Here is a 21,435-nt window from a genome sequence, read left to right as displayed (position 1 = left end):
TTGTTCTCAACAATGGACAGTAGTTCTATAAAAGCCCCCTTTCCACCAAGAATGTTAGGGGTAAAGGTAGTTAAGGTCGTATGCCTTTTAACCTGTTCTTCATCCTCATAAAAGGGCATTGTGATGGGGTTGTATGATCATCCCGAAGGAAGTATTGTTTCCATTCGTAGTTCTCTTCCTGACCGTACCACATCAGGCTCGGGTGCGCTTCCATTCCATCGTAATCCACAAGACGTTTACGAATCACTTTCTTTAACTTTTGTCCGAGAGTTGTAGAGGCATTGATTTGGTCAAATACCCATCTCGGTTGAAAAGCTAGTAAAAAGTAGGGGGAATGTCTGCTTTTTCTACAAGTATGAGCAGGTGTTGCGCAAAACGCGAAATAGGGTTCTCCATCAAAACAAAATTCCCAATTTGTGTGATGAGGGTCTTGGGGGATGCCCTCTGGCCAAGGCGTTTCATCGACCTTGTGGACATCGCTAAGAAGTGTCCAGAAAATCTCCTCGTACTCTTCAACGGAAGTGTGTTTACGTTTTAAATCACTCGTATCAAAGAGAATCACGAGTGAGGCATACATTCCTGTTTCTCTTGATAGGGGACCGTATTCTTTTAGCAGGTTAGCAATATGAATAGCGCTGTCTTTACTAGTGATGTCTTTAACAAAACCAAAGCGTAACATGTCACCCACAAAACCTTGTTTTCCTGGGACGCAAGGGTAAGGATTTTCCTCGTTCAAAAGCATTGAAGAGAAGTCAAGATAGGCGTCTTGTTGCCAACTTTCTAGTTCATTACTATTTCTCTCTATCCAACTCTTTGTATATAAATTCACTTCTATAAACAACCTCTCCTTTAGGATTTACACGGTTATCCTATTAAGGAGAGGGAGAATGGGTGTCTGTCTATACTCCAAACAAAAGACGAAACGCCTGTACTCCGAAGTAAAGACCGAATCCGATTAATACGAGACCGGAAATGACTGAAATAACACGTTGAACCCCTGAGCTCACAAGCCGACGGGTGCCTGTTGCAAGTCCTGCCATCGTGATATCCCAGATCGTAATACCGAGAAAGATGCCAAGGCTGTAAAGGAGCAGTTGATAAGGACCATATTGATCTGTGGTTTGAGCAAGTATAGAACCGTAAATCCCAAGCCAAAACAAAATGCTTAAGGGGTTAGATATAGCCATTAAGAAGCCTGTCCGAAACGACTTCCCAAGCGTTTCCCCTCGAGTTTCCTGCCGTTCTACTGAAGGAGCTTTTGATTTCACAATACTTTCAATTCCAGTATAACAAAGAACAAAAAAACCAAATGACCACAAAAAGGTTCTTAAAAGCGGCGTATCAATGAATTGAGCCACCCCAAAATAAATAAGCAGCATAAATATCCCATCTGCGAACATGCCCCCAACTCCCACCAGCCAGGCATGCCAAAAACCAAATCGAATTCCTTTATCTAATTGAGCGGCATTAATCGGCCCCATCGGTGCAGATAAAGAAAGTCCGAGTAATATGTAACTAAAGAAGATATTCATAACGTCCCACCTTGTCCCATTATTCGTACTAGTATATTCGACAGAGTGACGCTAGTATACCTTTTTGAATGAGTCTTTTTAAGAGAAGAAGACGAGTCCATGTAGTGGTTGTCTGCAGACTTTAGCACGGACAGTATAAAGGATTTTACAATTTTGCTTTATTGGGAACTATAACCGTTATTAAGTGAGATTATAATTGAAGAGGTGGATATTACATGAATGTATTGGGATTTCGATATGTGGATGTATCGGAACAGAGTGATGAAATGGTGGAGTTCTTCCAACATAAACTGGGGATGGAGAATTCATGGAGCGACACAGAAGAATACCGAGGTGGGATCTTTAAGGCGGGTGAGAGCTGGCTTGAGTTTTGGCATAAAAATGAGTGCATGAATGCTTTAACAATGCTTCAAATTGTTGTAGATGAGGCAGATGAATTTGCAACTTTCGCTAAAGAACATGGGGTAGAGGTTCATGGACCTATTGAAGAGCAAGGGGAGAAGATTTATTCCTTACAGGCTCCGAACGGGATGTCAGTAACCATCCTATCAGCTATTTCATCCTAAAGTTAGAAAGCCCATTCTGTATAAAGAATGGGCTTTGATCGTTACGTTTCTTATGAGTAGGAAGTTTCTAAAGCTGTTAGTTCGTCACTAACAAATGCCATTAACTCCTGAATCATCTCTGCTGAGAAATCAAATGAGATACCAGCTGCTTTATATACTTCGTTTAATGATTTCGTATTCCCGAGTGATAAAGCGTATTTGTAATTTTCAAGAGTTTGTTTTGGACTTTCTTTGTACTGTTTATACATTTGAACAGCGCCAAGTTGAGCAATAACATATTCCACATAGTAGAACGGAACTTCAAATATATGAAGGACTTTCTGCCAGGTATTCTCAAGGATCTCTTCGCTCTCTGACCAGTCTACATGCTGCCCTCCAAAGGATTGTTTCAATTCTTTAAATTTCTCATTACGCTCTTTTGCAGTATGGTTAGGATTTTCGTACAACCAATGTTGGAACTGATCGATAACAATTCCCCCGGGAAGGAAGTGGATAATCCCTTCTAGCTGTTCGCGCTTAGCACGTAATAAATCTTCTTTATCATCATAGAAGTGATCCCAATAATCCATTGTAAGAAGTTCCATCGTCATACTGGCAAGTTCAGCACTTTCCATTGGTGCTTCACGATAAGATGGAAGTTGGATCTCCTGACTTCGGCTATTATGAATACAGTGTCCCATTTCATGCAGAAGGGTAATCATGTCGTCATGGGACGTATCAGCATTCATAAAGATAAATGATATACCGGATAATGGGAGGAAATCACAAAATCCACCTGGAGCTTTCCCTTTACGTGTATCAAGATCAAGCGTTCCTTTTTGATTCATATCAGTTAGTAAATGGGCAAATTCTTCATCGAGTTTCTTGAAGATCAATGAAGAATTGTTTATGAGCTCTTCAGTCGATTGAAAAGGTTTAAGAGGGTTCTGGCCTGAGGGTGATGCGTTTAAATCCCAAGGTTTCAACGTATCCACCTCGAGGCGCTCCTTTTCTTTATTCATTAATTCATTCTTTAAAGGAACAACATGTTCCTGAATTGATTTCGCTAATTCTTTACAATCATCAGGAGTGTAATCGAATCGCTCATATTCTTTAAACATATACTCAGTGAACGTGTTTAAATCCGCGTTTTTTGCTTTTTTCTCTCGTAGTGAAATAAGTTGATCCATAATGGATTGCAATTGATCTTTATGCTGTAGTCTTGCTTCGTTCATAAGCGTGAAAGCTTCTTTCCTGATGTTTCTATTAGGATCTTGTAAATAAGGACTCATCTGACTAAGTGTCTTTTCTTCCCCGTTCCATTTCACTGTAATGCTTCCGGTAATTTCAAAGTATTGATTTGTTAATCGGTCTTCTTCGACTTCGATATCAACATTTTCTTCTCGGAATAATTCCAATGCATTTTCCTTCATCTTTATAAACCTACCGTATGTAGCAGGATCTAGATCCTCTTTGTGAGGGGAATCAACAAATTTTTGGTCTAGTATTGCTCGGTATCTTTTTAGGAGGGGTTCAATCTTCTCCTGGTCCCGTTCAATGGCCCGTTTCGCTTCAGGGCTATCACTGTGACATTGGAAATCAATGTAATGCCCTCTAAGTCCTTCATCAATCGCATCAAAAACTTTGGCTTGAGTGAGTATCCACGTTTCTAATTTCTCTACTGAATCGATGGGTTCTTGGACGAGTCTATTCAATTCAGACTCAATCGTTTCTGGTTTTGAAAAGTCATATCGTTCTTGATAAAAAGTCGACATTCTCGGTTCCTCCTTTAGTAGCTCCTTCTACATTTTATCATGAAACAGAAAATTCCAAAAATATGGATCCTAATATAAATAGGGTTCATATACAAACTAGCCTTTTCTTCGGTAGAATTTGACCGCATATTTGCCTTTACAACAGCTTGTTAAGCGTTTTCTTTGATGGGGTTTAATATGGCCATACACAAATTCTTGTGTATATAGGATGCATTTTTTTGTATAAAAATTTATAAAAAGGGTATTTAATTCGTGGCAAGGTGTGTTATTATACATAATATCTAATAAACATACATTAACAGGGGGAAGCAAAAAATGAAGAAATTTGCACTTATATTATCAATTACGGCAGCGATGGTCGTCCTTGCAGCTTGTGGCAGTTCAGAAGCCGAAAATAGTGAAGGAGAGGACGGAAAGAAAACATTAGTTATGGGGACATCGGCAGACTATAAACCTTTTGAGTTCATAGATACAGCAAACAGTGATGAAATTGTCGGATTCGATATTGATATAGCGAAACACATCACAGAGGAACTAGGTTATGAATTGAAAATTGAAAACATGGACTTTAGCGGGTTAATTGCAGCTCTAAATAGTAACAAAGTAGATTTCGTATTTGCTGGAATGTCTCCGAATGAAAAACGTGAAAAGCAAGTGGATTTCTCAGACATTTATTATGAAGCGCATAATGCTGTAGTTTCAATGGATGATGCATCAATAGAAGAAGTAAGTGATCTAGAAGGAAAGAAAATTGGTGTACAACTTGGTTCCATCCAAGAAGGCAAGGCCAAAGAGCTTCAAGAAGAGTACGAAGGTATTGAGGTCATTCAACGCGACTTAATCCCACAACTTGTAGAAGAGTTAAAAACAGGGCGTATCGACGCAGCTATTATCGAAGATAGTGTCACAAGTGGATATTTAGAAAAAAATGAGAAGCTAAAGCAATTCATTCTTGATCCAAACACTTCAAAAGGTTCTGCTGCGGCCTTCCCTGAAGATAGTGAGCTAGTTGAAGAATTTAATAAAGAAATTGAGAAGATGAAAGAAAGCGGCAAGATGGATGAACTAATTAAGAAATGGTTTGAAAACGGAGGAAAGTCCGAATAAGGCAAGGAGTGGAACGATATGGAAGAGATTATCCCGTCAATCCCCTTTATTTTAGAGGGGATTCTCATAACACTAAAATTCGTATTACTATCTGGAGTTATAGGTTTCATACTAGGGATCGGAGTGGCTCTTGCGAAACTTGGAAAAAGTAAAGTATTAGGAAAGATCGCAGGGGCTTATACAGCTTTCTTCAGAGGGACTCCTCTTATCCTGCAACTTGTCTATATTTATTACGTTATTCCACAAGTAACACCTTGGAACATTGAGCCGTTTGTAGCAGGAGTAATTGCATTTTCATTAAACTCCGCTGCTTACATTTCTGAAATCATTAGAGCCGGTATTCAATCCGTGGATAAAGGCCAATTTGAAGCGGCTAAAGCACTCAACATCCCATATTTCAAGGCAATGAGGAAAATCATTTTGCCACAGGCGATCAAGCACATTTTACCTGCTTTAATGAATGAAGGGATCATGTTACTGAAAGAGTCGGCTGTTATCTCTGTTATTGGTGTATCAGATATCATGCGCAGAGGACAAATTGTCGCAGCGGACACATACAACTATATTGGAGCTTTAACAATTCCGTTGATCTTATATTTCCTTATGGTTCGGGTGCTAGAGATGTACGGATCCAGAGTAGAAAGAAGGTTGAGTTACAGTGATTAAAGTGAATCAATTATCTAAAACATTCAAGAAGACGCCTGTTCTAAATCATATAACGACAGAGATAAATAAAACGGAAGTAGTTGCAGTAATTGGACCATCTGGGTCAGGTAAATCAACGTTTCTACGTTGTTTAAATGGATTAGAACAACCAACAGAAGGTCAAGTCTATATCGACGGGACACAGCTCAATGAACAAAACGTGACTCAAATTCGTGAGAAAACAGGAATGGTCTTTCAACATTTTCATCTCTTTCCACATATGACCGTGCTTCAAAATATTACATTTGCTCCTATGGAAACACACGGGACGAGTAAGAAAGAGGCTGAAGAGAATGCGAAAAAGCTTCTTAATACGGTCGGATTATCGGATAAGGCAGATAGTTATCCGAATTCACTATCAGGTGGCCAAAAACAGAGGGTAGCTATAGCTAGAGCCCTTGCTATGCATCCTGAAATTATGCTTTTTGATGAACCAACTTCAGCGCTAGACCCAGAAATGGTGAAAGAAGTTTTGGATGTTATGAAGCAACTTGCTAGCACAGGCATGACAATGGTTATTGTGACACACGAAATGGCTTTTGCACGTGAAGTAGCTGATCGAATTATCTTCCTTGACCAAGGGGCGGTAGTCGAAGAAACATCCCCTCTTCAATTCTTTAACAATCCTTCAACTGAAAGAGCGCAGTCTTTCTTACAGAAAGTCTTATAATCATAAATAAAGCCCTCTATATTTCATATAGAGGGCATTTTCATGTTATCCAATACAAAGGCGGAGACAATCCAAAGGATTAGTTAGCGCTTTGTAATGCTTCTTCAAGCTGATATGTGCGAACTTTTCGTGGAAGGAAACTACGAATCTCATCTTCGTTAAAGCCAACTTGCAGACGCTTCTCATCAAGCATAATCGGACGCTTCAAAATGCTTGGGTTCTGTTCGATTAGCTCATATAGTTCACGCATTGTTAGATCATCTAAATCTACATCTAACTCTTTAAAGACCTTTGAACGTTCAGAAATAATTTCTTTCGTCCCGTCTTCTGTCATACGAACGATTTCTTTTACTTCGTCTGCAGATAAAGGTTCAGAGAAAATGTTGCGTTCTGTGTACTCTAAGTTATGTTCCTCAAACCACGCTTTCGCTTTACGGCAAGATGTACAACTTGGAGATAAATAAAGTGTAATCATGCAATGAACCTCCTAATGGTCATTTGAATGTTACCTTACTTTTTCACTTTACATCGTATAGATTAAGGTCGATGTAAGCTAACTTACATTCCCTAGTATACCACTTGGTATGGAACTGGGCAAAATGATAATTCTCCCAAATATGAGGGAATTCATTCCTCAGCTATTGATGTGAAAGTATGATAAAGTCATAGGTTATTTTCCTTGCATATGCTTGTCCAATACCCGTTATTTGATACATGTATGCATTGATGGCACACCCGGCTGTTTTCGCCGTGATTTGATTGTAACATAAATATCTTTGATTTGAGATAGTTAATTTATTAATAATAATCCAATATTCTACTTTTGCATATAAGGCATATGGGAAAGTAGAAGTTGAGAGAATGTTTCCGTTAACTTTTATTGAGCGTAAGGTGGGCCTGGAAACCACTCGCTTTCCGCGGGCGAGGTGTCGAGCCTCCTCGGGAAAACCACCCTGCGGGGTCTCGTCTACCTCTTTCTCCCGCAGGAGTCTCGCAATTTCCAGGCCCACCTTCGCCAAATAGGGAGGAGACGGAAACTCGCCACATGTGGGAGGAGGGGCTTAAGAGCAACTATAATAAGTGGGTCCGTTTACCTAATTAGCTTCAGGGTAGGATGGGGGACTGCGAGACTCCCGCGGGGTAAGGAGCCTCGGGAAGACCCCGGAAAGCGCGTAGCGATTGAGGAGGCTTCCCAGCTCCCCGCAGGAAAGCGAGTTGTCCCCCATCCTGCCCAACCACTCTTCTGGCAACGGACCTATCCTGACCAAGTGTCTCAGCTTCGAGTCTTCATGATAACTGCTCATATCTGAATGAGAGAGAGCGGTTGCGGGTTTGGCTGGATAATTTGGAAACTTATGTTTATCTCTAGGGAATCGGGGTACACATCATAGGTGGTGAAGCGCTTTCATTGGCGGTTGTGTATAAACCACAAAATTTGTGGCTGAAGTTTGTGGTATGGGCACGTTGTGGTATAGCTACTATAAAAGTTATAATTTTCTTAATAGAAAAACATTTAGCACAATAAATGGATCTCTTTAATCAAAAGAAATCGTTACATCAACGATGAAGGGGTGTGGTGGTCGTGGAAGCGTTAAGTAAGAATTTCTTCTTATTATTATCCAATAGTTCAGTACTCGACAAGATGGCCAAGAAATGGGGGCCGCGTCTTGGTGCGGATAAGATTGTGGGGGGAGAGTCGTTTGACCAGGCCATTCCATTAATCCAACAGTTGAATAGTCAGGGGCTGCACGTAACGGTGGATCATCTCGGTGAATACGTGAACTCAGAGTCAGAAGCTAGAGAACGTGCCGAAGAATGCATAAGTACGATCCAGGCTATTCATAATCATCAGTTGAACACGCAGCTAAGTTTAAAATTGACCTCCCTAGGTCTTGATATCAGCCATGATCTTGTTCATGAAAATATGACACGCATATTAGAGGCAGCAAAACAATATGATGTGGTGGTAACAATCGATATGGAGGATTCATCTCGTACAGAGAAGACGCTTGAGTTGTATAAACACTTCAAGAAAGACTACGACAATCTTGGTACTGTCATTCAATCGTATCTATTCCGTTCGAACCAGGACGTTGAGGAATTAAGCGACTATAACGCATACTTGCGTCTTGTAAAAGGTGCTTACAAGGAATCTGGAAAAGTAGCCTTCACGGAAAAATCGATGGTAGATGATAACTTGAAAAAATTAATTGCCAAGCATTTGTTGAATGGGAATTATACAGCGATTGCTTCTCATGACGAGGCTATGATTGATTTTACAAAGAACTTTGTTGAGAAGAACAATATTCCAAAAGATCGTTTTGAATTTCAGATGCTTTATGGCATGAGAAATCAAATGCAGCTAGACCTTTTGCAGGAAGGTTACAAAGTTCGGGTCTATCTTCCTTATGGAGAAGACTGGTATGGGTATTTCATGAGAAGGTTAGCAGAGCGCCCGGCGAACATCGCTTTTGCGGTGAAAGGGCTCTTTAGTAAATAAATTAGCTACTGCTTAAATAATGAAGAGGAAGGGGAAATGATTGATGGTACAACCGTACAAACACGAACCATTCACAGATTTCACAGTTAAAGAAAATAAGAAGGCTTTTGAGGATGCTTTGCAGCAGGTAAAGGGTCAGCTTGGTCAAGACCACCATTTACTTGTGGACGGAGAACGCATCTTAACGGATGATCACATCGTTTCCACAAACCCAGCTAATACAGATCAAGTTGTTGGGCGTGTATCAAAGGCCACTCAGGAGCTTGCCGAGAAGGCAATGCAAGCTGCTTCTAACTCCTTCGAATCTTGGAGAAAATGGTCTGCTGAAGCACGTGCTGGACTTTTACTTCGTGCCTCTGCAATCATGCGACGACGTAAGCATGAGCTTTCCGCTTATCTTGTTTATGAAGTAGGTAAGCCTTGGAAAGAAGCAGACGCAGATACAGCAGAAGCGATTGACTTTCTTGAATATTATGCACGACAAATGCTAGAAATCGATAAAGGTAAGCATGTTGAAAGCCGTCCAGGCGAACGTAACCGCTATGTGTACCAACCTATTGGTGTAACTGTGGTAATCCCGCCTTGGAACTTAGCGCTAGCTATTATGGCCGGTACTACTGTAGCACCTCTTGTAGCAGGGAACACAGTGGTTATGAAACCAGCTAGTAATAGCCCGGTAATCGCGGCGAAATTTGTTGAAATTTTAGAAGAAGCGGGACTTCCTAAAGGTGTTCTTAACTTTGTACCAGGAAGCGGTGGCGAAGTTGGCGATTATCTTATTGAACATCCAAAGACGGCTTTAATTTCCTTCACAGGTTCTCGTGACGTTGGTCTTCGTATTATGGAGAAGGCATCTGTACGTCAAAATGGTCAAAACCACCTGAAGCAAGTTATTGCTGAAATGGGCGGTAAAGATACGGTTGTTGTCGATAAAGAAGCAAATATTGACACAGCTGTAGAAGCGATCATTGTTTCAGCATTTGGATTCTCAGGTCAGAAATGTTCGTCTGGTTCTCGTGCTGTTGTACACCAAGATGTATACGATGAAGTACTAGAGCGTGTTGTAGCTCGTACGAAGGAACTTTCTGTAGGAAACGCAGCTGAATCCAATGTATACATGGGACCAGTTGTAGATCAATCTGCATATGACAAGATTATGTCCTATATGGAAGTAGGAAAAGAAGAAGGTCGCCTTATGACTGGTGGTAAAGGCGATGATTCCAAAGGTTACTTTATTGAACCAACGATTTTCGCAGACCTTGCGCCAAATTCTCGCATGCAACAAGAAGAGATCTTTGGACCAGTTGTTTGCTTTACAAAAGCGAAAGACTTTGATGAAGCTATTGAGATTGCGAACAATACGGAATATGGCTTAACAGGCGCGGTCATCTCTGATAACCGCCAGCACTTGGAAATCGCAGCTCGCGACTTCCATGTAGGTAACCTTTATTTTAACCGTAACTGTACTGGTGCCATTGTTGGATATCAGCCATTTGGTGGATTCAAAATGTCTGGTACTGACTCTAAAGCGGGTGGACCAGATTATATCGCTCTCCACATGCAAGCGAAAACAATCTCAGAAATGTATTAAGGCAGAACGTAAAAATGCTTCTCACTTAAGTGAGAAGCATTTTTTTATTGATTAGGATAATCACAATATTCTATAATCGTTCCTTCTGTATCTATTGGGTTTACATATAGTAACCGGCGTCCGTGCTTATTGGTGCGTAGACTGCCTTCTAGAATGCGGACTCCCTTATCCTCTAATTCGTTCATTGTTTGGTTCAGATCAGCGACTCGATAGGCTACGTGATGAACCCCTTTCCCTTTTTGCTTTATAAATCGAGCAATTGGGGATGTGGTATTATTTGTTGGCATTAGCAGCTCTGTGCGAAATCCGTTAACGTCCATGATGGCAATTTCACTTTCTACCCCGGTTCCTTCATTCCGGTAACGGTCAATTAACGTTGCTCCTAAAACATTTTGGTGAAAATTGATGCTCTCTTCAATATTTCGAACGGCTATACCGATATGGTCGAAGTGTTTTTCCATTATGATTCTCCTCGTAGATATATTGGTCCTATTGTAACATACAACACTACCATCAAAAGGAGGCGAAGACTTTACAGACCATAATAGCTCTTATACCATGCCACGAACTTCTGGATCCCTTCTTCGATGGAGGTAGTAGGTTGATAGTTGATCTCTTTGGTTAAATCATCTATATCTGCGTAAGTTTCTTCGACATCTCCAGGTTGCAGAGGCAAGTAATTCTTTTTCGCCGTTCGACCGATTTGATCTTCAATGAGTTGAACAAAGTATTCGAGTGAAACAGGAGTATTGTTTCCTATATTGTGTAATCGGTAAATCGGGTTGCTTGGAGGACCTTTCTTCAACAAGCGTAAGATCGCTTCTACGACATCATCAATATAAGTAAAGTCCCGTCTCATTTTTCCATAATTATAAAGGTCAATAGGTTCGTTTTTTACGATTTTATTTGCGAACGTAAAATAAGCCATATCAGGTCTTCCAAATGGGCCATATACAGTGAAGAATCGTAAACCAGTTGTAGGGATTTGATATAAGTGACTATAGGCGTGGGCGATTACTTCGTTCGATTTTTTGGTGGCTGCATATAAACTAACAGGAGAGTCAACTTGATCGGTTGTGGAGAAAGGGGTCTTCTGGTTCTTTCCGTAAACTGAACTCGAAGATGCATACAGGAAGTGATTCGTGTTCGATTCTTTACAGCATTCTAGCATTGTGGTGAACCCCGTGATATTTGAATCAATATAGGCGAAGGGGTTTTCTAGGCTATACCGAACACCAGCTTGTGCTGCCAAATGGATGACTGCATCAAAGGAATGGCGGTTAAATAATCTTTTTAGTAAGGGCAGTTGAGTTAAGGAAAGATCTTCAAATTGAAAAGCTGGGTAGTGATGAAGGATTTGTAATCGATCTCGTTTCAATTGTGGCTCATAATAATCATTGAGGTTATCAATACCGACCACGGTTATACCTTCATCTAATAATCTTCTAGAGAGGTGAAAGCCGATAAATCCAGCGCACCCCGTCACTAACACACTTTGAATAGGATTTGTCATAAGTAGCCTCCTCTCTGGGCTATTTTAAATTTTTAAATCCTGTTTATTGTGTTAATCCCACCCCATAATAAGTGAAACCTAATGATCTCATTTTATGAGATGATAATGCGTTCCTTCCATCAAACAATAAAGGCCTATTGACCAATTGAGACACTCGTTCCCAGTTCGTATTTACGATCTCATCCCATTCCGTGACTAAGAGGACAGCATCAGCGTTGTGGACAGTTTCGATCGGACTTTTTTTGTAATCAATTTGAGGATAGATCGAACGAACTAGATGGGTAGATTGAGGGTCAAATGCCGATACCACCGCTTCTTGTTCCAATAAGTGGTGGATGATTTTTAAAGAGACGGCTTCTCTTATATCATCTGTTCCAGGTTTAAATGACATCCCTAATAGAGCAATGCGCTTCCCCTTCAGGGGGCCAAGTTCTTGTTTTACTTTCTCAAGAAACCAGGTATGCTGACTTTGGTTTACGTTTGTTACAGCTTCTAAAATCGTTAGAGGGATTTCGTTCTTAGAACCTATTTCAATTAAAGCTTGTAAATCCTTCGGAAAACAAGATCCACCATAGCCAATTCCGGCCTGAAGGAATTGATTACCTATTCGAGGGTCAAGTCCCATGCCTTTTGCTACCTCCGTTATATTTGCCCCCGTGTGCTCACACAATCTTGCTAACTCATTTACAAAGGATATTTTAGTCGCTAAGAAGGCATTGGATGCGTACTTAATCATTTCTGCATCATTAAGGGTTGTGTAAAGCTTTGGCTGGTCATAGCTGTGGTACAGTTCTTTCATTTTTTGTTTGGCCTGGCTTGAATCATGACCTATTACGATTCGATCAGGATACAAAGCGTCCGTTAAGGCTTTCCCTTCCCGCAAGAATTCAGGAATCGATACCACGTCAAATTTCACAGACTTTTGAAGTCGATGTAACTCTTCTTGTATGACTGATTTAATGTGTAAGCCTGTTCCTACTGGGACGGTACTCTTAGTAGCAATGACCGTGTAGTCTGTTATCGAACGGCCAATCTCTCTGGCAACTTCTTCCACGAAGGCTAAATTAGCTCCCCCGCCTGGCAGTGATGGGGTTCCAACCGCAATCACAATGATGTCGTTGTTCTTTATGGAATCAGCTACATGGCTAGTAATGGTTAACCGTTGTTCTTCCATTTGCTCTTTTAACAAGCCTTCGAGCCCTTCTTCATAAAAGGGGAGTTGTGATTGTTGGAGCTTTGCTATCTTATCTACGTCTTTCTCTACTAAGGTGACAGTATGACCATGGTAGGCGAATGCTACACCAGTAGTTGTGCCAACATATCCAGCTCCAATGATTGCAACTTTCAAGATGAATCCTCCTTTATTAACTGTACATAAAGTCATGGAAAGGGGAATTATGACGTGTCATCCCGATCCATTACCTCTTTTAAATACGATAAGACTTCTTTTCTAAACTCTGGTCTTTCCATTGCAAAATCTAGGGTGGCCTTTATAAAGCCCATTTTGTTTCCTATGTCATAACGAACCCCATTGAATACGCAAGCGTAGACAGATTCTGATTGACTCAATACGTTTATAGCATCCGTTAATTGAATTTCTTCGTTCTGACCAGGAGGTAGATTACTTAGTATGTCAAAGATCGCGGGCTGTAAGATATATCTTCCCATCAATGCGTAGTTCGATGGTGCTTCATGTGGACTAGGTTTTTCCACTAGGGCTTCTACTGGAAGTGTATGGTCCTCAAGCTGGTGATTCTTTAGCTTAATGATTCCATATTGGGATACTTGTTCATTGGGAACCGGTTGCACACCTACAACAGATGTTTGGTGCTTGTTATAAACTTCTATTAACTGCTGTAAGCAAGGTTTTTCAGCTGTAATAATGTCATCTCCCAACAACACAGCGAATGGTTCGTTTCCTATAAAAGTGCGTGCGCAATAGATGGCATCTCCCAACCCTTTGGCTTCCTTTTGTCTAATGTAATGAATATTAGCTAAGTTAGAGATCGATTGAACTTCTTTTAATAAGGATGTTTTATTTTTTTGGGATAAGATCTCTTCTAACTCGTATGATTTGTCGAAATGATCCTCAATCATGCGTTTGTTACGTCCGCTAATAATAAGGATATCTTCGATTCCGGATGCGATTGCTTCCTCGACGATGTACTGAATTGTAGGTTTATCTACAATTGGTAGCATCTCTTTAGGGAGAGACTTTGTAGCTGGGAGAAATCTAGTTCCTAAACCGGCAGCAGGAATAATGGCTTTTCTGATCTTCACCTTTATCCCTCCTTTCATATATTAGTAGTATGTAAAAATATTTGAATTGTCTAGAATGATGGCCAATTCCTTAAAAAATGTACGTTTGCCTTTAATTTTTACACACTCGAAATAAAGTACCTTATCGCCCTTACGGAAAAAGAAGTAGGACATATATTAGAAGAAAATCATCCTTTTCTCCATTTAAATAACAAATCGGGTTGAAGAGGGTGAAGAGTTGAAGGAGGAATAACATGAATCAACAAATTGTTCCTTGGGAAGAGGATGAGAATGAAGAGTTCTTCGTTCCTGACTATATCGTTGAGATAGGTAAAGAAGTGTTGAAAAGTTATAATCTCCAAGTTAAGAGTATGGATATTGTGACGACGAAAGCTGATAAAGGCGGTGCAATATGGAAAATCGAAACGGATCAAGGTCCATTCGGTTTTAAGCTTCTCCATAGACGCCCGACTAGAAGCCTTTTCAGTTTAGGGGCTCAAGAATACTTGGTCGATGACAAAGGTGCAAGAGTACCCCCCATCTTTAAAACAAAGGATGGAGAGAATTATGTAGAAGCAGGTGGGAAACTTTGGTTCGTTGCAGAGTGGATTGAACCTCTAGAGCCTGTCTCGAAAGATTTAGAAGGAGCCAAGAAGTTATGCCATGCGCTCGGAGAATTTCATGCACTCACTAAAGGATACCAACCACCGCACTCGTCAGAAGTGGCATCTCGTATTCATAAGTGGCCACGTAGTTATGAAAAGGTTATAGAGAAGATGGATTGGTTCCGGACAATTGCTCAAGCATACGGCGAAATGCCAGCTAGTTCAACATTATTGGAAGTGGTTGATCAAATCCAAGAACAAGCTAAAGAAAGCTATAAAAGACTGCAAGAATCCCATTATCAAGAATTAGCTCAAAAGGGCAATCAATATTGGGGGCTGGTGCACCAGGACTATGGTTGGTCGAATGCACAAATGGGTGAAAACGGGATGTGGGTTATTGATTTAGATGGAGTAGCCTTTGATCTATCGATTCGCGACCTGAGGAAGCTCATTACAGGAACAATGGCAGATTTAAACGGTTGGGACGCAACTTGGGTGAGAGAAATGATTCAGGCCTATCACGAAGCAAATCCGATTTCCAAAGAACTGTACGAATTATTACTCATTGATTTATCTGTACCAAATGAGTTCTATAAGAATGTGAAAGAAATGGTTTATGAACCAGATGTGTTTCTGGATGAACAGACTGAAGAATTAATTAAGACGATTGTAGAACTTGATAAAACCAAGTGGCCTGTTTTAGAAGAAATTAAAGATGACTGGAAAGAAGGGGAATAATAGATGAAAGTTCTTATGATTTGTACAGAAAAACTTCCTGTTCCTCCGGTGTTGGGGGGAGCAATTCAGACCTATATATCAGGAAGTTTGCCGTATTTAGCGAAGCATTATGATATTACTGTTCTAGGGATTTCCGAACCTTCTCTTCCTGACGAAGAAGTAAAAGAAGGGGTTCGTTACGTAAGGATTCCTGGTAAGATATTTGAGGTATATAGAGAAGGGGTTACAAGGTATGTGGCAGATAATAAATTTGATTTGATTCATATTTTTAATCGACCTAGGATGATTCTACCTGTCCGAAAAGCTGCCCCTGATGCCAAACTGACTTTAAGCATGCATAATGATATGTTTCAACCTGAAAAAATTGATCCCGAAGAAGCTAAGGAAGCGATAGGAGAAATTGCTAATATCGTAACCGTTAGTGATTATGTGGGTGATGTAATTAAATCATTTTATCCTGAGGCTTCTGATAAGATTCACACCATACACTCAGGAGTAGATACAAAAAGGTTCTTACCAGGAAAGAACCCTGCTATGCAAGAAGTGCGAAAAGAATTACGTAAAGCTCACGGATTAGAGGATAAAACAGTTATCCTTTTTGCAGGGCGTTTATCGAGAAATAAAGGGGTAGATAAATTAGTCAGAGCTCTTCCGGAACTGGTTGAAAAACATAAGGATTTAGCTTTGGTTATTGTAGGAAGCAAGTGGTTTAGTCAAAATGATGTGACAGATTATATCGCTTACGTTAGAGCGTTAGCTAATAAATTGCCAATCCCTGTCGTGACAACAGGATTTATATCCCCATATGAGATCCACAAATGGTATGGAGCTGCCGACTTATTTGTATGTACATCTGTGTGGGAAGAACCATTAGCGCGTGTACACTACGAAGCAATGTCCGCTGGACTCCCAATTATTACAACGAACCGTGGAGGAAATCCGGAGGTTATAGAAAGTGGGGAAAATGGGTTAATCGTAGAAGACCCGACTAATCCAAGTGAGTTTGCTGAAAAAATCGGTCAGGTGTTGGCTGATCGTTCCCTTATGAGTTCAATGGGCGAAAAGGGCAGGCATCTTGCAGAACGTTTATATGAATGGGACCGTGTTTCTTCTGACCTGATTAAGGTTTGGAAGAAAACCCTTGAATAAGCATCTGACTTCGAAAGCACCGAAAAGAGCGGATAAGATTTTCCTTATTTGCTCTTCTTTGCATTATGGACAAACTAACATATTTTTTCTTTTTTAATCAATTACAGATATAATAGTGTCATGGTTCTTCTGAAAGAGATGCACGTGGAAAGGCTAGGGGTTGTACATGAACCAAAAAGAACTCATTTTCCAAACCGAGGATATACATAAGGCTACTGAATTTATTAGCTCAAAGCTGGATAAACCCGTCATTATTGAGAACAAAAATTTTGAGTTAATTGCATATAGTTCTTCATTTGAAGAATTTGATCAAACTCAACAGAAGACGATTTTGTCTAAGAAATGTCCTGTTTTTATTATTGATCGTTTGAAGAAAGAGGGAATCGTCCAAAAAGTAGAAAGTAAACCAGAACCTATTCGCATAGAACCGATTGAGGAGCTTGGCTTTTATCAGCGGATTGTAATTGCAGCAAAACATTTAGGTCACACGATGGGATACATTTGGGTGCAAGAATCGACGTCTTTATTAAAAGAAGAAGACCTTGTGTTTTTAGAGGAAATTACTTCACATATTGGAAAACTAATATATGATGCTTATTCACGAGTGAATGTAAAAGAAGGGCGTAAAGATGAATTGTTGTGGAAGCTTATCCATCATGAGTATGGGAGTGAAACACAATTTAGACATGATTCGAAACAAGTTCAGTTACGTTTACCAGAGAGGTGTACGGTTTTAATCTTTTCCATAACTGACCCCCAACACAATCATTTATTAGGGAAGTTGAAAGATTTAATTATACACTCACCTTTGCGACAAGATATCCAGTTTTTAAAAACAGAGTTTCAAATTGTAATGTTTGTCCATGGTAGAGTGAGTGACCCACTGAGTGCCACTGATACTGGAAGAGCATTTATTGAAGAAGTGAAGCAGTCTTTGGATGGGGATTCTTTCTATTACTTCATGATCGGACTTGGTAAAGAGTATACGAAGTTAATTGACATCAGGAAGAGTTTCTTAGAGGCGCTTGAGGTCATTGAAACGGCTAACTTTATTGAACCTAGGCCAGAAACCATGCCAAGGGAATTTGCTAAGTTAGGAGTTTACCGGTACTTGGCTACTCTTTATGAAAAAAATAGTTCTGAGGATTATTTCAGCGAAGATCTTCTAATTTTAATGAAAAAAGATACCGAAGGGCAAACGAATCTCTTGCAGACCCTCGAAGTATACTTAGCCAATAATGGGAAAGCAAAGCAAACAGCAGCAGAACTGTTTATTCATCCGAATACGTTAAACTATCGATTGAAACAAATACTCGAATTAACTAATATTGATCTCCAAGACTTTAATATGAAGAGCTATTTATACACCGAATTACTTCTTTTGAATAATGTCCCTGGGTATTATAAACGATATCAAGAAGCCATTTCGGTTCATTTGAAAGAATAAAAAGCGGATACAAATAAGTATCCGCTTTTTATAATACCTGATACATTCTATCAAGAATGAGTCAGGTAATCGATCATTAGATTACGTTTTTTGTTCTTCTGAATCTCTCACAATAGTTCATTTAATATACATGTTTATCCATATTTGGAGTGTGGAATTAATACTACTACTGCATTACATAAATCATAAAGAAAGTGGGGACGTATATGACGAATAAGAACTATGATAATGAGAAGGACGACCAGCTAGAACAACATAGAGTGAAAGACCAAGGAAAAGAGATGACAACGAATCAAGGTCTGAAAGTTTCAGAAGATGAATTTTCTTTGAAAGCGGGGGTAAGAGGTCCAACCTTAATGGAGGATTTTCATTTTCGTGAAAAAATGACTCATTTTGATCATGAACGTATTCCAGAACGAGCTGTTCACGCACGAGGATATGCAGCCCATGGTGAATTTGAAGTTTATGAATCAATGAAAGAGTATACAAGAGCAAACTTCTTACAAGACCCTGATGTGAAAACACCGGTATTTGTTCGCTTTTCTACTGTCGCCGGTTCAAAAGGGTCTTCTGAAACCGTACGAGATGTACGCGGTTTTGCAACGAAATTTTATACGCAAGAAGGGAATTTTGATTTAGTTGGTAACAACATTCCTGTGTTCTTTATTCAGGATGCCATCAAGTTTCCTGACTTAGTACACGCTCTTAAACCTGAACCTCATAACGGCATGCCTCAGGCAGCGTCGGCACACGATACATTTTGGGATTTTATAGCGAATAATCAGGAATCAGCGCATATGGCAATGTGGGCTATGTCTGACCGCTCAATTCCACGAAGTTTTCGTATGATGGAAGGATTTGGCGTGCACACATTCCGCTTTGTAAACGAAGAAGGGAAAGCGCGCTTTATTAAGTTTCATTGGAAGCCAAAGCTTGGTGTACATTCTCTGGTGTGGGATGAAGCTCAGAAATTGTCAGGTAAAGATGCAGATTTCCATCGTGGAGACCTCTATATGGCCATTGAAAACGGCGATTATCCGGAATGGGAATTAGGTGTTCAAATCATTGAGGAAGAAGATGAATTTAAATTTGATTTCGATGTGCTTGATCCTACAAAAGTATGGCCTGAAGAAGAGGTGCCTGTTAAGATCATCGGAAAAATGACATTAAATCGTAATGTAGATAATGTTTTTGCGGAAACAGAGCAAGTCGCTTTCCATCCAGGCCACGTCGTGCCAGGCATTGACTTCTCAAATGACCCATTACTACAAGGCAGATTATTCTCTTATACGGATACACAATTAACACGTTTAGGAGGACCGAACTTCCACGAGCTTCCGATTAACAAACCTGTTTGTCCGTTCCATAATAATCAGCGAGACGGCATGCATCGCCAAACCATTAATCAAGGACAAGTGAGTTATCATAAGAATTCCCTTGCTCATAACACTCCTACGCCTGTATCCCCTGAAAATGGAGGATATAAGCATTATGAGGAAAAGGTGGAAGGGCGTAAAGTTCGCTCACGAAGTGAAAGTTTTAACGACCATTTCTCTCAAGCAACCTTGTTCTGGAATAGTATGAGTGAACCTGAGAAGGAACATATTAAACAGGCATTTAGCTTTGAACTAGGTAAAGTAGCAAACGAATCAGTTAGAAAACAAGTAGTGGATATGTTATCAAATGTGAACTTATCTCTAGCTCAAGAAGTTGCTGACAATATAGGTGTAGAAGCACCTAAAGAAGGTGGATCTGAGGTAACGAAATCTTCGCCAGCTTTAAGTCAGATGGAAAGCAATTATACGTCAAATACACGGACAGTAGCTGTCTTAGTAGGCGACGGTTTCAATGGTGAAGAGCTAGAACAAATTCTAAATGAGTTAAAGTCTGCGGGTGTTCAGCCTGCGATTATTGGTGAAAAATATGGTCAGCAGAAAGGGAATGACGGTAAGTTATTTGAAGTGAATCATACCTTCTTAACAGCTGAATCTGTACTGTTTGATGCAGTTTATGTTGTAGGTGGTGAAGAGGTAAGTAAAAAGTTCCGTAGTGATGCGAATTACTTCATGCATGAGGCATTTAGTCATTTCAAACCAATTGGTGCTACTCAAGTGGGTGTTAAGTGGTTGAAAGAAGAGTCCTTATCGGGTCAAAGTGGTGTAGTAACAGCAGATGATCCGAAGAAGTTTGCAGAAGAATTTAGCAAAGCGATTGCCGCCCACCGTCATTGGGACCGAGAAGTTTTATAGAGCATTGGTAAGGAATCCGTCATAAAGGCGGATTCCTTTTTTTGGCCTCAAGTGCGGTAACACTCTAGTAATTCTAAAGCCCACTCGCACCATTCCACATACATTTTAGCGTACCTTTTCCCAAATTCTGAAGTTAAATAGCTACCAATTTCAAGGTAATTTGGTTGGGCATGTTCCCCGTAATGCTCTAGCTGCCATTGAGAAGTACCCTCGAGTATGGCTTTTTCTCTCGCTAGTATTCTTTCTAATAGTGTGATGGCTTCTTCTACAGAGATCGCTTGAAAAGCAGAAACCCGAAGAAGAAATTCATCTTTAATCTTGGCGGGTTTAATGGCTTCTTCCATCATCCATTCAATTAAGCGTTTTTCCCCTTTATGGGAAATGGTATATAGTTTTTTGTTCGGGCTTCCTTCTTGGACGATCGTTTCATAGGTGACGAGCTCCTCATCACGCATCTTATTTAATTCTTGGTACACCTGAGAATGTGTGGAATTCCAAAAATAAATGTGCTGTGTCTTAAATATGCTATGTAAGTCATAGCCTGAATGCGGACCTTTAGTCAACAATCCGAGAAGGGCATATCGTATAGCCACAGTCTACATCTCCCTTTACTCAACTTGCTAGTTTAATTATACGCTATATTGCTAAAAGGAGAAACGGAAGCATGTGCTATAGATGTTTACCTTTACCAAATAAGAGGGAATGGGAGTACCAGTATTAAACATAAAGGAGGAAAAAGAATGGCTGAAAAACGATTAAGTGAACTTGTTCAAGGTGAAAACTATTCTGCACAGGAGTTAGATAGCTTCGTGTCAACGACAGATGCTGTTCTGTTATCGACAAATGAGAATCAACTATTTACAGAACCAGAACGTGAATATAAGGTAACTGGTGAATTCGGAGGCTTCTTTGAGCATTCCTCTGAAGATGGGGAGAAGTACTTCCGTAATAAAAAAGCATACATCGTTGAAAAAGTATAAAGAAGCAAGGCGAAACGCATGATAAAAAGGACTTAATCTATTCAGGTTAAGTCCTTTTTTAGGTATAATA

Annotated in this window: 19 protein-coding genes and 1 pseudogene; 11 read left to right on the top strand and 9 right to left on the bottom strand. The window is 40.0% G+C overall.

The window, feature by feature from the left end:
• Positions 1-70 precede the first annotated feature (70 nt).
• Together ACYX4O_RS16935 and ACYX4O_RS16930 are read right to left on the bottom strand one after the other, a co-directional pair.
• Positions 71-829: a YqcI/YcgG family protein gene (locus ACYX4O_RS16935; protein WP_476352474.1), complete on the bottom strand. Its 759-nt coding sequence runs from the start codon at positions 827-829 to the stop codon at positions 71-73.
• 70 nt (positions 830-899) lie between these two features.
• A complete protein-coding gene (locus ACYX4O_RS16930) occupies positions 900-1,532 on the bottom strand; it encodes a LysE family translocator (protein WP_476352472.1) in 633 nt (210 codons plus the stop codon).
• A gap of 215 nt (positions 1,533-1,747) precedes the next feature.
• Here ACYX4O_RS16930 and ACYX4O_RS16925 point away from each other — a divergent pair, with 215 nt between their 5' ends.
• The gene (locus ACYX4O_RS16925; protein WP_476352470.1) at positions 1,748-2,098 is read left to right on the top strand and encodes a VOC family protein; all 351 of its coding nucleotides are present in this window, start codon (positions 1,748-1,750) and stop codon (positions 2,096-2,098) included.
• Positions 2,099-2,148: 50 nt separating this feature from the next.
• On the opposite strand, the gene ACYX4O_RS16920 is transcribed toward ACYX4O_RS16925, so the two are convergent.
• On the bottom strand, positions 2,149-3,852 hold the full coding sequence (locus ACYX4O_RS16920; RefSeq protein ID WP_476352468.1) for a M3 family oligoendopeptidase: 1,704 nt from the start codon (positions 3,850-3,852) through the stop codon (positions 2,149-2,151).
• 315 nt (positions 3,853-4,167) lie between these two features.
• Here ACYX4O_RS16920 and ACYX4O_RS16915 point away from each other — a divergent pair, with 315 nt between their 5' ends.
• The 3 genes from ACYX4O_RS16915 to ACYX4O_RS16905 are packed head-to-tail and all read left to right on the top strand — an operon-like array spanning position 4,168 to position 6,334.
• Entirely contained in the window at positions 4,168-4,959 is a 792-nt protein-coding gene (locus tag ACYX4O_RS16915) for a transporter substrate-binding domain-containing protein (protein WP_476352467.1), read from the top strand.
• An 18-nt stretch (positions 4,960-4,977) separates the two neighbouring features.
• Positions 4,978-5,625 carry an amino acid ABC transporter permease gene (locus ACYX4O_RS16910; protein ID WP_476352465.1) on the top strand — a complete coding sequence of 216 codons (648 nt, stop codon included), beginning with the start codon at positions 4,978-4,980 and terminating at the stop codon, positions 5,623-5,625.
• Positions 5,618-6,334, top strand: coding sequence for an amino acid ABC transporter ATP-binding protein (locus ACYX4O_RS16905; protein WP_476352463.1), 717 nt, complete (start codon positions 5,618-5,620; stop codon positions 6,332-6,334). The genes ACYX4O_RS16910 and ACYX4O_RS16905 overlap by 8 nt, the downstream gene beginning before the upstream one ends.
• Before the next feature lie 79 nt (positions 6,335-6,413).
• On the opposite strand, the gene spxA is transcribed toward ACYX4O_RS16905, so the two are convergent.
• Complete coding sequence (spxA, locus tag ACYX4O_RS16900; protein ID WP_188652083.1) at positions 6,414-6,809, bottom strand: transcriptional regulator SpxA; 396 nt, start codon at positions 6,807-6,809, stop codon at positions 6,414-6,416.
• Positions 6,810-7,916: 1,107 nt separating this feature from the next.
• On the opposite strand from spxA, the gene ACYX4O_RS16895 reads away from it, so the two are divergent.
• On the top strand, positions 7,917-8,834 hold the full coding sequence (locus tag ACYX4O_RS16895) for a proline dehydrogenase family protein (RefSeq protein WP_476352461.1): 918 nt from the start codon (positions 7,917-7,919) through the stop codon (positions 8,832-8,834).
• A 43-nt stretch (positions 8,835-8,877) separates the two neighbouring features.
• The gene (gene pruA / locus ACYX4O_RS16890) at positions 8,878-10,425 is read left to right on the top strand and encodes an L-glutamate gamma-semialdehyde dehydrogenase (protein ID WP_476352459.1); all 1,548 of its coding nucleotides are present in this window, start codon (positions 8,878-8,880) and stop codon (positions 10,423-10,425) included.
• Positions 10,426-10,469: 44 nt separating this feature from the next.
• Here the strand turns inward: pruA and ACYX4O_RS16885 are convergent, their stop codons facing one another.
• From ACYX4O_RS16885 to galU, 4 genes are all read right to left on the bottom strand, one after another.
• On the bottom strand, positions 10,470-10,886 hold the full coding sequence (locus ACYX4O_RS16885; RefSeq protein ID WP_476352457.1) for a VOC family protein: 417 nt from the start codon (positions 10,884-10,886) through the stop codon (positions 10,470-10,472).
• Positions 10,887-10,957: 71 nt separating this feature from the next.
• The gene (locus tag ACYX4O_RS16880; RefSeq protein WP_476352455.1) at positions 10,958-11,938 is read right to left on the bottom strand and encodes an NAD-dependent epimerase/dehydratase family protein; all 981 of its coding nucleotides are present in this window, start codon (positions 11,936-11,938) and stop codon (positions 10,958-10,960) included.
• A gap of 43 nt (positions 11,939-11,981) precedes the next feature.
• Complete coding sequence (locus ACYX4O_RS16875) at positions 11,982-13,286, bottom strand: UDP-glucose dehydrogenase family protein (RefSeq protein WP_476352453.1); 1,305 nt, start codon at positions 13,284-13,286, stop codon at positions 11,982-11,984.
• Positions 13,287-13,333: 47 nt separating this feature from the next.
• Entirely contained in the window at positions 13,334-14,218 is an 885-nt protein-coding gene (gene galU, locus ACYX4O_RS16870; protein WP_476352452.1) for a UTP--glucose-1-phosphate uridylyltransferase GalU, read from the bottom strand.
• Positions 14,219-14,451: 233 nt separating this feature from the next.
• On the opposite strand from galU, the gene ACYX4O_RS16865 reads away from it, so the two are divergent.
• The 4 genes and pseudogenes from ACYX4O_RS16865 (at position 14,452) to ACYX4O_RS16850 (ending at position 20,385) form a co-directional block, all read left to right on the top strand.
• The gene (locus tag ACYX4O_RS16865) at positions 14,452-15,540 is read left to right on the top strand and encodes a CotS family spore coat protein (RefSeq protein WP_476352450.1); all 1,089 of its coding nucleotides are present in this window, start codon (positions 14,452-14,454) and stop codon (positions 15,538-15,540) included.
• 3 nt (positions 15,541-15,543) lie between these two features.
• Positions 15,544-16,677: pseudogene (locus ACYX4O_RS16860) on the top strand (glycosyltransferase family 4 protein); the annotation flags it as partial.
• A gap of 178 nt (positions 16,678-16,855) precedes the next feature.
• Positions 16,856-18,136 carry a PucR family transcriptional regulator gene (locus ACYX4O_RS16855; RefSeq protein ID WP_476352448.1) on the top strand — a complete coding sequence of 427 codons (1,281 nt, stop codon included), beginning with the start codon at positions 16,856-16,858 and terminating at the stop codon, positions 18,134-18,136.
• Between the two features lie 206 nt (positions 18,137-18,342).
• On the top strand, positions 18,343-20,385 hold the full coding sequence (locus tag ACYX4O_RS16850) for a catalase (RefSeq protein WP_476352446.1): 2,043 nt from the start codon (positions 18,343-18,345) through the stop codon (positions 20,383-20,385).
• Between the two features lie 47 nt (positions 20,386-20,432).
• On the opposite strand, the gene ACYX4O_RS16845 is transcribed toward ACYX4O_RS16850, so the two are convergent.
• Entirely contained in the window at positions 20,433-20,978 is a 546-nt protein-coding gene (locus tag ACYX4O_RS16845) for a PadR family transcriptional regulator (RefSeq protein WP_476352444.1), read from the bottom strand.
• A 147-nt stretch (positions 20,979-21,125) separates the two neighbouring features.
• Here ACYX4O_RS16845 and ACYX4O_RS16840 point away from each other — a divergent pair, with 147 nt between their 5' ends.
• Entirely contained in the window at positions 21,126-21,365 is a 240-nt protein-coding gene (locus tag ACYX4O_RS16840; protein ID WP_476352442.1) for a hypothetical protein, read from the top strand.
• The last annotated feature ends 70 nt before the right edge of the window (positions 21,366-21,435 follow it).

Source organism: Pontibacillus sp. ABV4_188 (genome assembly GCF_056311905.1).
Note: the sequence above shows the minus strand (reverse complement) of the source record. Positions and strands in the feature narration are given on the sequence as shown.